This window comes from Lysobacter zhanggongensis (genome assembly GCF_046638635.1).
Taxonomy (GTDB): Bacteria; Pseudomonadota; Gammaproteobacteria; order Xanthomonadales; family Xanthomonadaceae; genus Novilysobacter; species Novilysobacter luteus.
In genome coordinates this window covers 17,560-31,218 of record NZ_JBJXHK010000005.1, presented here as the reverse complement: position 1 = coordinate 31,218, position 13,659 = coordinate 17,560, and the positions used below count along the sequence as shown (strand labels likewise).

Sequence of the window (13,659 nt, the reverse complement as noted above, 5' to 3'; positions counted from 1 at the left end):
CTACATCCGTGGCGGCCTAGGCCACCGCGGGCGGCAGGTGGTGGTTGCCGCGGTACGGCGGCGTCGCCATCACCATCTCCGCCAGACTGTGGGCGAGCTCGCGCTCGGCCATCACCGCGGCATCCGCGCCGTGCTCGAGCAGGTGCCGCAGCTCGCCGTCGGAATGGGCGCGGGCGACGATGGTCAGCGCCGGGTTGATCTCGCGCAGCTTGGCGATGATCTCGCCCGCCTCCAGCGTGTTGGGAATGGCCAGCATCGCGGTGTGGGCGGTCTCGGCCCGCGCCTCGGCCAGCACCCGCTCATTGACGGCATTGCCGCGGATGGCCGGCACGCCGGCGGCGCGGGCACGCTCGATCAGGTGGTCCTCGCCGTCGACCACCACCAGCGGCACGCCACGCTCCTTGAGCAGGCGCCCCAGTTCGCTGCCCACGCGGCCGAACCCGACCAGGATCACGTGGTCGCGCAGGTCCTCGGGGACCGGCGGGTCGGTGGTGTACTGCACCGGGTCGGGCTCGGCCGAGCGCTTTTCGCGACGGTCCAGCCAGGCGAAAAGCAGCGGGTTGGTAATGATCGACAGCAGCGCGCCGGCCAGCACCAGGTCCTGGCCTTCCTGCGGCAGGATCCCCAGCGCCAGCCCGAGCCCGGCGAGGATGAAGGAGAACTCGCCGATCTGCGCCAGGCTGGTGGAGATCAGCAGCGCGGTGCCGCTCGGCTTGCCGAAGGCGCGGACGATGCCGTACGCCGCGGCCGACTTGCCGACCACGATGATCAGGTAGGTCGCCAGCACCTCGGTCGGGTGCTCGAACAGGATCATCGGGTCGAACAGCATGCCGACCGAGACGAAGAACAGCACCGCGAACGCATCGCGCAGCGGCAACGTCTCGGTGGCGGCCTGGTGGCTGAATTCGGACTCGTTGAGCAGCATGCCGGCGAAGAACGCACCCAGGGCGAAGGACACGTCGAACAGGGCTGCCGAGCCGAACGCCACGCCCAGCGCAATCGCCAGCACGCACAGGGTGAACAGCTCGCGCGAGCCCGAGCCGGCGACGCGCTCGAGGATCCACGGGATCACCCGGCGGCCGACGATCAGCATCACCGCCATGAACGCGCCGACCTTGAGGAAGGTCTTGAACAGCGCGCTCCACATCGAGCCACCACCGCCGGCGGCATCGCCATCGAGGATCCCCGCCAGCGCCGGCATCAGCACCAGCGCCAGCACGCAGACCAGGTCCTCGACGATCAGCCAGCCGACCGCGATGTGGCCGCGCCGGGTGTCCAGCAGACGCCGGTCTTCGAGCGCGCGCAGTAGCACGACGGTGCTCGCGCACGACAGCGACAGGCCGAACACCAGGCCGGCACCGTGCGACCAGCCCAGCCAGCGCGCCAGGCCCCAGCCCAGCACCGTCGCCACGGTGATCTGCACCACCGCGCCGGGGAGGGCGATCGCCTTGACCGCCATGAGGTCGCGCCAGGAGAAATGCAGTCCCACGCCGAACATCAGCAGGATCACGCCGATCTCCGCCAGCTGTGGGGCGAGCTCCATGTCGCCGACGAAACCGGGCGTGAACGGCCCGGCGACAATGCCGGCCACAAGGTAGCCCACCAGCGGCGAGAGCTTCAGCCGCTGGGCCAGCGCGCCGAAGATGAACGCCAGCACGAAACCGGCAACGAGGATGGTGATCAGGGACGTTTCGTGCGGCATCGGTGGTCCAGTGGTCAAGCGGTTCAGAATGTGGGCCGGGGCAGGCCGATGCAAGCCGGCACCCGGTCGATCCAGAGTCGCACACGTACAATGACGGCATGATCGCTTTCAAAGATTTCGCCCTGCGGCGCGGCGAACGCCTGCTCCTGTCCGACGTCAACCTGGTCCTGCAGACCGGCTGGCGGGTGGGCGTCATCGGTCGCAACGGCACCGGCAAGTCGTCGCTGTTCGCCGCCGTGCAGGGCCGGCTGGAGGCCGACCGCGGCGATCTCGACCTGTCCGCGCGGATCCGGGTGGCCTCGGTCGCGCAGGAGACCCCGTCGCTGCCCGACGCGGCGATCGATTTCGTGCTGTCCGGTGACACAGCCGTGCACGCGGCGATCCAGGCCGAGGCCAACGCCTTCGCCAGCGAGGACTGGGAAGCGGTGGCCGAGGCGCACCAGCGGCTGGAGGAACTCAACGGTTACGACGCCAGCGCCCGCGCCGGCAAGCTGCTGCACGGCCTCGGATTTGCCGCCGACACCCACCAGCGCCCGGTCAGCACGTTCTCCGGCGGCTGGCGGGTGCGGCTGAACCTGGCCCGCGCGCTGATGACGCCGAGCGACCTGCTGCTGCTGGACGAGCCGACCAACCACCTCGACCTCGATGCGGTGCTGTGGCTGGAGCAGTGGCTGCTGCGCTACCCCGGCACCCTGCTGCTGATCAGCCACGACCGCGAGTTCCTGGACGAGGTCACCACCCACACGCTGCACCTGCACGACGGCAAGGCGAAGCTGTACACCGGCGACTACACCGCGTTCGAGCGCCAGCGCGCCGAGCACCTGCGCCTGCAGCAGATCACCCACGAGAAGGCGCAGGCCGAGCGCGCCCACCTCCAGAGCTTCATCGACCGCTTCAGCGCGAGCGCGGCCAAGGCCAAGCAGGCGCAGTCGCGGGTCAAGCGGCTGGCCAAGATGCAGGGCACCGAGGCGGTGCGGGTCGAGCGCGCGCTGCGGATCGAGTTCCCGCCGCCGGCCAAGCTGCCGCACGCGTTGCTGCGGCTGGAGCACGCCGACTGCGGCTACGGCGACACCACGATCCTGCACGACGTCGGCCTGATCCTCGAAGCTGGCGACCGGGTCGCGCTGCTGGGTCCCAACGGCGCCGGCAAGTCGACCCTGGTGAAGTCACTGGTCGGCGAGCTGCCGCTGTTGGCCGGCGAGCGCGGCGGCCACCCGGACCTGCGCATCGGCTACTTCGCCCAGCACACGGTGGAGTCGCTGCGCGCCGGTGCCAGCCCGATCGACCACCTGGCCGACATCGCCCCGGGCGTGGCGACCCAACAGCTGCGCGACTTCCTCGGCAAGTGGAACTTCCCCGGCGACCGCGCGTTCGAGTCGGTCGACGTGTTCTCGGGCGGCGAACGCGCGCGCCTCGCGCTGGCGATGATCGCCTGGCGCCAGCCCAACGTGCTGCTGCTCGACGAGCCCACCAACCACCTCGACCTCGACATGCGCGAGGCGCTGGCGGAGGCACTTGCGAGCTTCGATGGCGCGATCGTGCTGGTCAGCCACGACCGCCACCTGATCGGGCTGGTCTGCGACACCTTCTGGCGCGTCGCCGACGGCGTCGCCCAGCCGTTCGACGGCGACCTGGACGCGTACGCCAGCTGGCTGCGTGCACGCGACAACTCCAACGATGGCAAGGGCCGCTCCAAGGCCCCTCCGACCCCGGTCCAGGCTCCCGCGACCGCGGCCCCGGCGACTTCGCGCAAGGGCAAGGCCAACCCGCACAAGCTGGCCAAGGCCGAGCAGCGGGTTGCCGAGCTGGAGGCGGAGGTGGCCGCGGTGGAGGCGGCGCTGGCCGACCCGTCGGTCTATGCCGATGGCGGCGCGCGCGGCACCGAGCTGGGCAAGCAGCAGGCGACCTTGCGCCTGGCGCTGGAGCAGGCCGAGGCCGAGCTGCTGGCGCTGTACGAGGTCGATGCGGCGTGAGGCGCCTTCACCGCCAATCGCAATGACGGTTCCGAGGTAGGAGCGACGTAAGTCGCGACCCGCCGGATCATCCATGGCGCGATGTTCAGGTCGCGACTCACGTCGCTCCTACATGCGCTTCGTCCGTGGCTCAGTCGCGCAGGAAGTACTGCACCGTCGTCACCACGCGCACGCGTTTGACCTGCGGGCTGCTCTGGTCGCGGTCGTCGATGCTGACCACGCCCTGGTTGGCGCTACGGATGCCGCCCAGGCGCGAGCCGGAATCCTTGGCGAACTGAACCGCCGAATCGCGTGCGGCCGCGGTGGCCTCGGCAATGAGCCCGGGCTTGATGTCGTTGAGGCGGGTGTAGTCGAACTCCGGCGCGCTGCCCTCGCCGATCATCACCCCCTTCGACACCAGTTCGCCGCTGCGGCGCAGGACCTCCAGCGCCTTGGGCACGTCGTCGGTGCGCAGGGTGACGGTGGTGGAGTAGCGGAAGCGCTCGGCCGGGCGGTTGTCCCCGTAGGCCCACGCCCAGCGGTCCTCCAGGCTCGGTGGCGAGACCATGATGTCGTCGGCGTCGAAGCCTGCGTCGACGAAGAACCGGCGGATCACCGCGGTGTTGGCGTCGAGCTCGCGCTGCACCTGGGCCAGGTCGTTGCCGCCGACCGAGTGCGGCAACGGCCACACCACCCGGTCGGCTTCGACGATCTGCTCGGCCGAACCCTTGACGACCACGAACCGGTCGGCGATGCGCAGGTGCTTCATGCCGCCGGCGGCGAACCAGCCGGCCAGCACCAGGCCGATCGCCAGCAGGGCGGCGGCGATCAACGGGACCAGGTTGCGCGAAGCAGTGGAAGCGGGCATGTGGCGGTTCTCGCTGGAATTGGGCCAAGCGTAGCGCGCCCGGGCACGAACGGGGCCGGCGGGGTCCGGCCGGGGCCGCCGGTCTTGCGCTGTGGGCGCGGCGGCTTGCCGCCACTCGCCGTTTGCGTCGACCATGCGCCGATACCGAACCGGCGCCACCGATGAGCAATGAACTGGTTTACCTGCTGCTGATCTTCGGCCTGCTGGTCATTCCCCGGGCCCTGCAGCGCTTCAAGCTGCCGGCGCCGATCACCTGCCTGTTGTTCGGCGTCGGCGCGATGCTGGCCTTTGGCGACCGCACCCACGACCCGGTGATCGTGCTGCTGTCCACCTTGGGCATTTCGTCGCTGTTCCTGTTCGCCGGGCTGGAGGTGGACCTGCGCGCGTTGCGCAAGCAGCTCGGCCCGCTGCTGGCGCATCTGGTCGTGCGCGCGGCGTCGCTGGTCGGCGTCGGCTGGCTGGCGTGGCGCTACCTGGGGTTGGACTGGCAGGCGGCTGCACTGGTCGCGTTGGCGCTGCTGACGCCGTCCACCGGCTTCATCCTCGATACCCTCGAGCGGCTCGGGCTGGACGAGGAGGAGCGCTTCTGGGTGACCAGCAAGGCGATCGCCGGTGAGCTGATGGCGCTGGCGGCGCTGTTCGTGGTGCTGCAGGCCGGCGACATGACCCAGCTGGGGGTGTCCTCGCTGGCGATGACCGCGATGATCATCGGCCTGCCGTTGCTGTTCGTGGCGCTCGGCCGCTGGGTCGTGCCGCATGCGCCCGGGTCGGAGTTCTCGCTGCTGGTGATGGTCGGCATGGTCGCGGCGTTCATCACCTACAAGCTGGGCGTCTACTACCTGGTCGGCGCGTTCGTGGCCGGCCTGGTCGCCCGCATGCTGCGGCTGCGGATGCCACGGCTGGCATCGGACGACAACATGCACGCGTTGCGCTTGTTCGCGACGTTCTTCGTGCCGTTCTACTTTTTCCACGCCGGTACCGAGATTTCCCGCGATGCGCTGACCTGGGAAGCGCTCGGCCTCGGCGTCGTGCTGACACTGGTGCTGGTGCCGCTGCGCATCGGCGTGGTCTGGCTGCAGCGCCGGCTGATGTTCGGCGAGCAGCGCCGCAGCAGCCTGAAGGTCGCGCTGGCACTGTCGCCGACGCTGGTGTTCACGCTGGTGCTGGCCAACATCCTGTACGTGCGGTTCGACCTGCCGGCGGTGCTGTTCGGTGCGCTGATCCTGTACACCGTGCTCAACACGCTGCTGCCGTCGCTGGTGCTGCGTGCGCCGTTCGACGTCGATCCAATCGACGCGCCGCCGGCGTCGCACCCCGAGGACCGCATGCGCGAGGACGCCGCCGCCCGGCCGCCCCGGCCGCCGGTGATCACCGGCTGAGCTGCCGGTCCGTTGCCCGATGCGCGTCGCGGCGCCGGGCCGTCGTCAGGCGCTGTCGGGCAGCAACTGCGCGACCTGCGACCCCAGCACCGCGTGCCCGGTGATGGCGACGTCCACCGGTTCACCGTTGCGCACCCGCACCTCGACGTCGACGTAGCCACCGCGGCCGGTGGCCGCCTGCTGGCGGGCGCGGAACCGGACCACGCCGTCCTCGGTGCGCAACAGGCCGTGGCGCACCAGGTAGGCCCCCAGCGGTCCATTCGCGTTGCCGGTGACCGGGTCCTCGTCGACCCCGATCGCGGGAGCGAACATGCGGCCGTGGCACAGCGCGTCGTCGTCCTCGTCCACGTCCAGGGTGAACACGAAATAGCCGTTGCTGCCGATGGCGGGGCTCAGCGCGGCCAGCCGGTCGAAGTCGGGCTGAAGCTCGACCAGTCGTGAACGGCGCTCCAGCGCGACCATGAGCTTGCCGTGGCCGGTGCCGACCACCTGCAGTGGACAGCGGAAGTCGAAGTCGCCGGCCTCCAGCCCGAGCGCGGCCATGACGTCGCGGACCAGGTGCGGCGCCAGCGGCGCGTGGAACACCGGCGGGCCCTGTTCGATCCGGACGGTGAAATCGCCCATGTACGCGTTCACCTCGACCGTCTGCACGCCGGCGCCGGTCAACTGGCGGGTGCGACCGGTGCGCCCGCTCTCCAGCGCCAGCGCGTAGTGCGCGCCGACCGTGGCGTGGCCGCAGACCGGTACCTCCGTGGTCGGGGTGAAGAAACGCAACCGCACGTCGTGGTCGTCGCCGCTGGCCCGCAGTACGAAGGCGGTCTCGGAGAACCCCATCTCGCGCGCGATCGCCTGCATGCGTGCCTCGTCGAGGGCGTCGGCATGGGTGACCACGCCTGCCGGGTTGCCCCGGCCGGGTTCGGTGGTGAAGGCGTCGATGCGGTAAAGGCGCGGCTCGTCCATGGCGGCATTGCAGCAGAGCCGCTGGCGATGGCGGGTGAACGCCGCGAGGACCTAGCGTTGGCGCGAAGCCGCTGGCGGCGCGTCGTTGGTGTCGGTCTCGGGCAGCAGTTCCAGCGCCGACGGCGTGGTGCGCAGCATCGGGTGGAAGTGACCGGGGTGGTCACGGTCGCGGTGGCGGATCAGCATGCGCGCGGCCGCCACCACGGCCAGTGCAGCGAAGGCGGTGGCGAAGAACCCCGGCAGCGCCTGCGGGCCGAGGCGATCCATGGCCTGGCCGGCGAGCGCCGGACCGATTGCCGATCCGACGCCGTTGAGCAGCAGCAGGCTGCTGCACCCCGACAGCATGTCTTCCTTCGGCAGGTGGTCGAGCAGGTGGGCGACACAGATCGGGTAGACCGAGAACACGAGTCCGCCGTAGGCGAAGAACAGCACGTACAGCTGCCAGTGGTAGCCGCCGCCGTCCTGCACGTCGCCGACGAACACCAGCGCCGTCGCGATCGCCGCGGCCAGCACGCTTACCAGGATCATCGCGCTGCGGCGGTCGGCGCGGTCCGACAGGCGACCGATCGGCAGTTGCAGCAGGGCGCCACCGAGGATCGCCGCGCTCATCAGGTGCGCGACGGCGCTGACATCCAGCCCGAGGCGGGTCGCGTAAACCGGGCCGAGGGCCCAGAACCCGCCCATCGCGGTTCCCGAAAGCAGCGCCCCGGTCGCGGCCGCCGGCGCGGCGCGGTAGATCGAGGCAAGGGCCAGCCGCGGTACATGGGGCAGCTGCGGCTGGGTCATCCGGCTGGCGGTGACCGGCAACGCGGCGCAGCAGATCAGGATGGCGACGACCGTGAACGGGATGAACGAGGCCGGGTCGGACCGCCCGAACAACTGTTGCCCGACTGCCAGCGCGCCCAGGTTGACCGCCATGTACACAGCGAACACCTGGCTGCGCTTGTTCGGCGGCGCGGCCGCGTTGAGCCAGCTCTCGATCACCGTATACAGGCCGACCAGCGCGATGCCGGTCACCAGCCGCAACAGGCCCCACGCCACCGGCGACAGCAGGATCGCATGCAGCAGTACGGCCGACGCGGTCAGCGCGGCGTAGAAGGCGAACGCACGGATGTGGCCGATCCGCTGGATCAGGTTGGGGGCGACATAGGTACCGATCAGGAAGCCGATGAAGTAGCTCGACATCACCAGTCCGAAGGTCCGCGCGTCGAAGCCTTCCAGCTGACCACGCACGCCCAGCAGGCTGCCCAGCAGGCCGCTGCCCATCAGCAGCAGGGCGACCCCGGCGAGCAGCGCGGCGAGCGGACGGACGGTGGCGATCATCGGCGGCTCCAGAGGCGGGTGGGCGGCGGCGAGGCGGGCGACCTTAGCAATGCGGCAATGATGAACGGGTCAGGCGCCGGCCCGGAACGCTGCCGGGTGCGCCCGGGCTTGATTCGCGGCGCCGGGGCCCCACAATCCGCGCACCGTTGTTGCTCCCGTGAAGTCCAATGCCGATCTACGCCTTCGAGTGCGCCGCCTGCGGCCACCATTTCGACCGCCTGCAGAAACTGTCCGACGCCGACCCGGTTGACTGCCCCGAATGCGGCCAGCCGAAGGTGCGCCGTCAGTTGACCGCGCCGCAGTTCCGGCTGGCCGGCGGCGGCTGGTACGAAACCGACTTCAAGAAGGACGGGGACCGCAAGCGCAACCTGGCCGGTGATGGCGGCGCGGCCAAGGGCGATTCCAAGGGTGACGCCCCCGGAGGCAAGCCGGCCGAACCCGCCAAGAAGGCCGACCCGCCTCCGGCCAAGCCGGACGCGCCCAAGGCCTAAGGCAGCGCGGGACGGAGCAGGGCCCGGCGCCGGCCGCTAAACTAGCGGGCTTTCCGGCGCGTAGCCGGTGAACCGTGTCCCGGAGCTCCCCCATGCGTACCCATTTCTGCGGCCTGATCGACGAGTCGCTGATCGGCCAGACCGTCACCCTGTGCGGCTGGGCCGACGTCGCCCGTGACCTCGGCGGCCTGTGCTTCATCGATCTGCGCGACCACGAGGGCATCGTGCAGGTGGTGGCCGAGCCTTCGCAGGCCGAGGGCAATGCCGCGGTGATCGCGACCGCGGCGCAGGTCGGCTACGAGGACTGCCTGCGCGTGACCGGCACCGTGCGCCGCCGCGAATCGGTGAACGCGAAGATCGCCACCGGGCAGATCGAGGTGGTCGCCACCGAGATCGAGGTGCTCAACAAGGCCGAGCCGCTGCCGTTCCACGCGCACGAGAACCCGGGCGAGGACATCCGCCTCAAGTACCGTTACCTGGACCTGCGCACCCCCGCGATGCAGCGCAAGATGCGCATCCGCACCCGACTGGTCGCGGCGCTGCGGCGCTGGCTCGACGCCCGCGACTTCCAGGACATCGAGACGCCGATCCTGACCAAGGCCACCCCCGAAGGCGCGCGCGACTTCCTGGTGCCGGCACGCATGCACCCCGGGGAGTTCTACGCGCTGCCGCAGAGCCCGCAGCTGTTCAAACAGATCCTGATGATGGCGGGCTTCGACCGCTACTACCAGGTCGCCCGCTGCTTCCGCGACGAGGCCCTGCGCGCCGATCGCCAGCTCGAGTTCACCCAGCTCGACATGGAGTTCGCCTGGGTCCAGGAGCGCGACGTGCAGGACACCGTCGAGCAGATGATCCGCGAGGTGTTCGCCGAGGTGATCGAGGTCGACCTCGGTGCCTTTCCGCGCATGACCTGGGCCGAGGCGATGCGCCGCTACGGCTCCGACAAGCCCGACCTGCGTATCGCGCTGGAACTGGTGGACGTGGACGCGCAGGTGAAGGACTCGCAGTTCAAGGTGTTCACCGATTCCGCCGGCGTGGACGGCATGCGCGTGTGCGCGCTGCGCATCCCCGGCGGCGCGGCGCTGTCGCGCAAGCAGATCGACGAGTACGCGGCGCACGCGGCCAAGTACGGTGCCAAGGGCCTGGCCTACGCCAAGCTCGGCGAGGACGGCGCGGTGAACTCGCCGGTGGCCAAGTTCTTCGACGAGGCCGCCTTTGCGGCGCTGCTGCAGCACGTCGGCGCCGGCAAGGGCGACATCGTGTTCTTCGGTGCCGGCGCGTACAACACCGTGAGTGATTTCATGGGCGCGGTGCGCCTCAAGGCCGGCAAGGACTTCAGCCTGGTCGAGGACGGCTGGAAGCCGTTGTGGGTTACCGACTTCCCGATGTTCGAGTGGGACGAGGAGGCGCAGCGCTACGTCGCGCTCCATCATCCCTTTACCGCCCCGGCGGTGGACGACGTCGACGGCCTGCGCGCCAACGCCCGTACCGCCACCAGCCGCGGCTACGACATGGTGCTCAACGGCAACGAGATCGGCGGCGGTTCGATCCGCATCCATCGCCCGGCGATGCAGGCGGCAGTGTTCGAGCTGTTGGGCATCGGCGCCGAAGAGCAGCAGGCCAAGTTCGGCTTCCTGCTCGACGCACTGAAGTACGGCGCGCCGCCGCACGGCGGTATCGCGTTCGGCATCGACCGGATCGCCGCGCTGATGGCGGGTACCGAATCGATCCGTGACGTCATCGCCTTCCCCAAGACCACTGGCGCGCAGTGCCTGATGACCGACGCGCCGTCTCCGATCCCCGACGCGCAGCTGGCCGAGGTGCATGTCGCGGTGCGGCCCAGGCCGGTCGCCGGCTAGGCGCCGGGTAACGGATGGCCGGCCCCGCGACGATCCGCCGCGCAACCCCGGACGACGCGGGGCTGCTGTCGCGGCTGGCCGCCCGCACGTTCACCGAGACCTTCGGCCACCTCTACCCGGCCGCCGACCTGCAGGCGTTCCTCGAAGGGAATTACAGCGTCGAGCGGCAACGCACGATCCTCGCGCACCCGGATTACGCGGTCTGGCTGCTTGAGCAGGCCGGCGAGGCGATCGGACACGCGGCCGCCGGCCCGTGCGGACTGCCACACCCGGATGTGCAGCCCGGGGACGGCGAGCTGAAGCGGCTGTACGTGCTGGCCGCGCACCAGAACGGGGGCAACGGCGGGCGCCTGTTCGCGACCGCACTGGACTGGTTGCTTCGCGAGGGCCCGTGCGTGCTGTGGATCGGCGTGTGGTCGCAGAACCACGGCGCCCAGCGTTTCTACCGTCGCCACGGCTTCACCCATGTCGGCGACTACGAGTTCCCCGTAGGGCGGGTCCGCGACCACGAGTTCATCCTGCGTCGTCCGGCGGACTGGCGTCCGTCGTGACCGACCGGGTCCTGCTGCTGCACGGCTTGTGGATGCCCCGGGCGTCGATGGCCTGGCATGCGCGGCGACTGCGCAGGGCCGGCCGCACTCCGCACATCTTCAGCTACGCGACCGTTGCCGGCGGGCCGGAGGCAGCGTTGCCGGCGCTGGTCGAGCACCTGCGCGAGCCGACCGATGTCATCGCGCACAGCCTGGGGGGGCTGGTCGTCGTCCATGCGCTGCAGGCCAATCCAGATCTGCCGGTTGGCCGAATCGTCTGTCTCGGCTCGCCGCTGTGCGGCAGCGCGGCGGCCGGCGGCATGGCACGGCTGCCACTGGGCGCGGCGTCGCTCGGGCGCAGCGCCGGACTGTTGCGCCGGGGCTGTGACCCGTGGCGTGGGCCCGGCGAGCTGGGAATGATCGCCGGAAGCACTGCGCTCGGGCTGGGCCAGGTGTTCGGGCATTTCCAGGGCCGCAGCGACGGTACGGTGGCGGTCGCCGAGACCCGGCTGGAGGGCCTGGCCGACCACATCGTCCTGCCGGTCAGCCACAGCGGGATGCTGCTGTCGCCGGAGGTCTCGCGGCAGGCGCTGCACTTCCTGGCGCACGGTTCGTTCGTGCATCCGCAATGAGTGCGCGTTCGGCCCGGGCACCGGCGGCACCGCCTGGCCGAACGGCGTAGAATCCCGGCCCTCTCACTGACAGCTGCCGGACATCACATGGGTAGGGGACCGTCGATCGAGGCCCGCAAGAACGCCAGCGACGCGAAACGCGGCAAGATCTTCACCAAGATCATCCGCGAGATCGGCGTCGCCGCACGCGCCAGTGGCGGCGACCCCGGTGCCAACCCGCGGCTGCGCACTGCGATCGACAAGGGCCTGGCGGCCAACATGTCCAAGGACGTGATCGAGCGCGCCATCAAGAAGGCCACCGGCGAGCTGGAAGGCGTCGAGTACGAGGAGATCCGCTACGAGGGCTACGCCCCCGGCGGCGTCGCGGTGATCGTCGACTGCCTGACCGACAACAAGGTGCGCACCGTCGCCGACGTCCGGCACGCGTTCGGCAAGTTCGGCGGAAACCTCGGCACCGACGGCTCGGTCGCCTTCATGTTCCACAAGCGTGGCGTGCTGAGTTTCGCGCCCGGCGCCGACGAGGACGCGATCACCGAAGCCGCGATCGAGGCCGGTGCCGACGACGTGGTGGTCTACGCCGACGACGGTTCCATCGACGTGCTGACCGCGCCCGACACGTTCGAGGCGGTCCGCGAAGCGATGCAGGCCGCCGGCCTGGTGCCGGCCCACGCCGAGGTCAGTTACCGCGCCGACAACGACATCAAGGTCGAGGGCGACACCGCCCAGCAGGTGGTCAAGCTGCTGGACTGGCTGGAAGACCTGGACGACGTGCAGGCCGTGTACTCCAACGCCGAACTGGGCGAGGACGCCTACGCCTGACGGCGTACGCTGGCGACGTGATCCGCATCCTCGGCATCGACCCCGGTTCGCAGCGGACCGGCATCGGCGTGATCGACGTAGCCGGCGACGGGCGATGCACCTTCGTGCATTGCGAGGCGCTGAAGCTGCTCGACGCGGCCGACTTTCCGTCGCGCCTGGGCCTGCTGTGCGAGGGGCTGGAGCGTGTGCTCGACGACTGGCAGCCGCAGCAGGTCGCGATCGAGACGGTCTTCATGGCCAAGTCGGCGACGTCCGCGCTCAAGCTCGGGCATGCGCGCGGCGCCGCGCTGGCGACGGTGGTGCGGCGCAGGCTGGCGATCAGCGAGTACGCGCCGCGCGTGATCAAGCAGTCGCTGGTCGGTGGCGGCGCCGCCGACAAGGCCCAGGTCCAGCACATGGTGCGGCTGCTGCTCAAGCTGCCTGACGCCCGGCTGCAGGCCGACGCGGCCGACGCGCTGGCGGTGGCACTGACCCATGCCCACATGAGCGCGACGGTGATGCGCACCGGTGTGGCGATCAACCAGTTGAGGAGGCGCGGTACATGATCGGTCGCCTGAAGGGCATCGTGGTGCACAAGCAGCCGCCGTGGCTGGTGGTCGACGTCAATGGCGTCGGCTATGAGCTGGAGGCGCCGATGAGCACCTTCTACGACCTGCCCGACATCGGTCGCGAGGTGGCGCTGTTCACCCACTACGCGCAGAAGGAGGACAGCGTGTCGCTGTACGGCTTCCTGCGCGAGTCCGAGCGGCGCCTGTTCCGCGACGTGCAGAAGGTGTCCGGCATTGGCGCGAAGATCGCGCTGGCGGTGCTGTCGGGTGTCAGCGTCGACGAATTCGCGCGGATGGTGCAGGCCAGCGACGTAACCGCGCTGACCCGGATCCCCGGCATCGGCAAGAAGACCGCCGAGCGGATGGTGGTGGAGCTGCGCGACCGCGCCGCCGACCTGGCCGGTGGCGGGGGGCCGCTGCAGGGCCAGCGCGACATCCCGCGCGATCCGCAGAGCGAGGCCGTGATCGCCCTCCAGCAACTGGGCTACAAGCCGGCCGAGGCCGCCCGCATGGCGCGCGAGGCGACCGCCGCCGGCGACGAGGCCGCGACCATCATTCGCAAGGCGCTACAGTCCGCGCTCCGTTGAGCGGCGAGC

The 13,659-nt window shown here is 70.3% G+C and carries 13 protein-coding genes; 9 read left to right on the top strand and 4 right to left on the bottom strand.

From position 1 onward, the window contains the following. Positions 1 to 16: 16 nt before the first annotated feature. Complete coding sequence (ybaL, locus tag ACKVMH_RS01905) at positions 17 to 1,702, bottom strand: YbaL family putative K(+) efflux transporter (RefSeq protein WP_412699029.1); 1,686 nt, start codon at positions 1,700 to 1,702, stop codon at positions 17 to 19. 98 nt (positions 1,703 to 1,800) lie between these two features. Between ybaL and ACKVMH_RS01900 the strand changes: the two genes are divergently transcribed. Continuing rightward, positions 1,801 to 3,675, top strand: coding sequence for an ABC-F family ATP-binding cassette domain-containing protein (locus tag ACKVMH_RS01900; RefSeq protein WP_215218712.1), 1,875 nt, complete (start codon positions 1,801 to 1,803; stop codon positions 3,673 to 3,675). Positions 3,676 to 3,805: 130 nt separating this feature from the next. Here the strand turns inward: ACKVMH_RS01900 and ACKVMH_RS01895 are convergent, their stop codons facing one another. Next, a complete protein-coding gene (locus tag ACKVMH_RS01895; RefSeq protein WP_215218711.1) occupies positions 3,806 to 4,522 on the bottom strand; it encodes an SIMPL domain-containing protein in 717 nt (238 codons plus the stop codon). Between the two features lie 161 nt (positions 4,523 to 4,683). Between ACKVMH_RS01895 and ACKVMH_RS01890 the strand changes: the two genes are divergently transcribed. Then, positions 4,684 to 5,901: a cation:proton antiporter gene (locus ACKVMH_RS01890; protein WP_215218710.1), complete on the top strand. Its 1,218-nt coding sequence runs from the start codon at positions 4,684 to 4,686 to the stop codon at positions 5,899 to 5,901. 45 nt (positions 5,902 to 5,946) lie between these two features. Here the strand turns inward: ACKVMH_RS01890 and ACKVMH_RS01885 are convergent, their stop codons facing one another. Then, the gene (locus ACKVMH_RS01885) at positions 5,947 to 6,861 is read right to left on the bottom strand and encodes a PhzF family phenazine biosynthesis isomerase (RefSeq protein WP_412699028.1); all 915 of its coding nucleotides are present in this window, start codon (positions 6,859 to 6,861) and stop codon (positions 5,947 to 5,949) included. A 51-nt stretch (positions 6,862 to 6,912) separates the two neighbouring features. Further along, on the bottom strand, positions 6,913 to 8,184 hold the full coding sequence (locus ACKVMH_RS01880) for an MFS transporter (protein WP_412699027.1): 1,272 nt from the start codon (positions 8,182 to 8,184) through the stop codon (positions 6,913 to 6,915). A gap of 167 nt (positions 8,185 to 8,351) precedes the next feature. Here ACKVMH_RS01880 and ACKVMH_RS01875 point away from each other — a divergent pair, with 167 nt between their 5' ends. The 7 genes from ACKVMH_RS01875 (at position 8,352) to ruvA (ending at position 13,650) form a co-directional block, all read left to right on the top strand. Beyond that, a complete protein-coding gene (locus ACKVMH_RS01875) occupies positions 8,352 to 8,675 on the top strand; it encodes an FmdB family zinc ribbon protein (protein WP_412699026.1) in 324 nt (107 codons plus the stop codon). A gap of 92 nt (positions 8,676 to 8,767) precedes the next feature. Further along, the gene (aspS, locus tag ACKVMH_RS01870; protein WP_412699025.1) at positions 8,768 to 10,534 is read left to right on the top strand and encodes an aspartate--tRNA ligase; all 1,767 of its coding nucleotides are present in this window, start codon (positions 8,768 to 8,770) and stop codon (positions 10,532 to 10,534) included. Between the two features lie 14 nt (positions 10,535 to 10,548). After that, positions 10,549 to 11,085, top strand: coding sequence for a GNAT family N-acetyltransferase (locus ACKVMH_RS01865; RefSeq protein WP_412699024.1), 537 nt, complete (start codon positions 10,549 to 10,551; stop codon positions 11,083 to 11,085). Then, on the top strand, positions 11,082 to 11,696 hold the full coding sequence (locus ACKVMH_RS01860) for an esterase/lipase family protein (protein ID WP_215218704.1): 615 nt from the start codon (positions 11,082 to 11,084) through the stop codon (positions 11,694 to 11,696). The genes ACKVMH_RS01865 and ACKVMH_RS01860 overlap by 4 nt, the downstream gene beginning before the upstream one ends. An 87-nt stretch (positions 11,697 to 11,783) precedes the next feature. After that, a complete protein-coding gene (locus ACKVMH_RS01855; RefSeq protein ID WP_412699023.1) occupies positions 11,784 to 12,515 on the top strand; it encodes a YebC/PmpR family DNA-binding transcriptional regulator in 732 nt (243 codons plus the stop codon). 17 nt (positions 12,516 to 12,532) lie between these two features. Then, positions 12,533 to 13,060 carry a crossover junction endodeoxyribonuclease RuvC gene (gene ruvC / locus ACKVMH_RS01850; protein WP_215218702.1) on the top strand — a complete coding sequence of 176 codons (528 nt, stop codon included), beginning with the start codon at positions 12,533 to 12,535 and terminating at the stop codon, positions 13,058 to 13,060. Continuing rightward, on the top strand, positions 13,057 to 13,650 hold the full coding sequence (ruvA, locus tag ACKVMH_RS01845; RefSeq protein WP_215218701.1) for a Holliday junction branch migration protein RuvA: 594 nt from the start codon (positions 13,057 to 13,059) through the stop codon (positions 13,648 to 13,650). The genes ruvC and ruvA overlap by 4 nt, the downstream gene beginning before the upstream one ends. Positions 13,651 to 13,659: the final 9 nt, after the last annotated feature.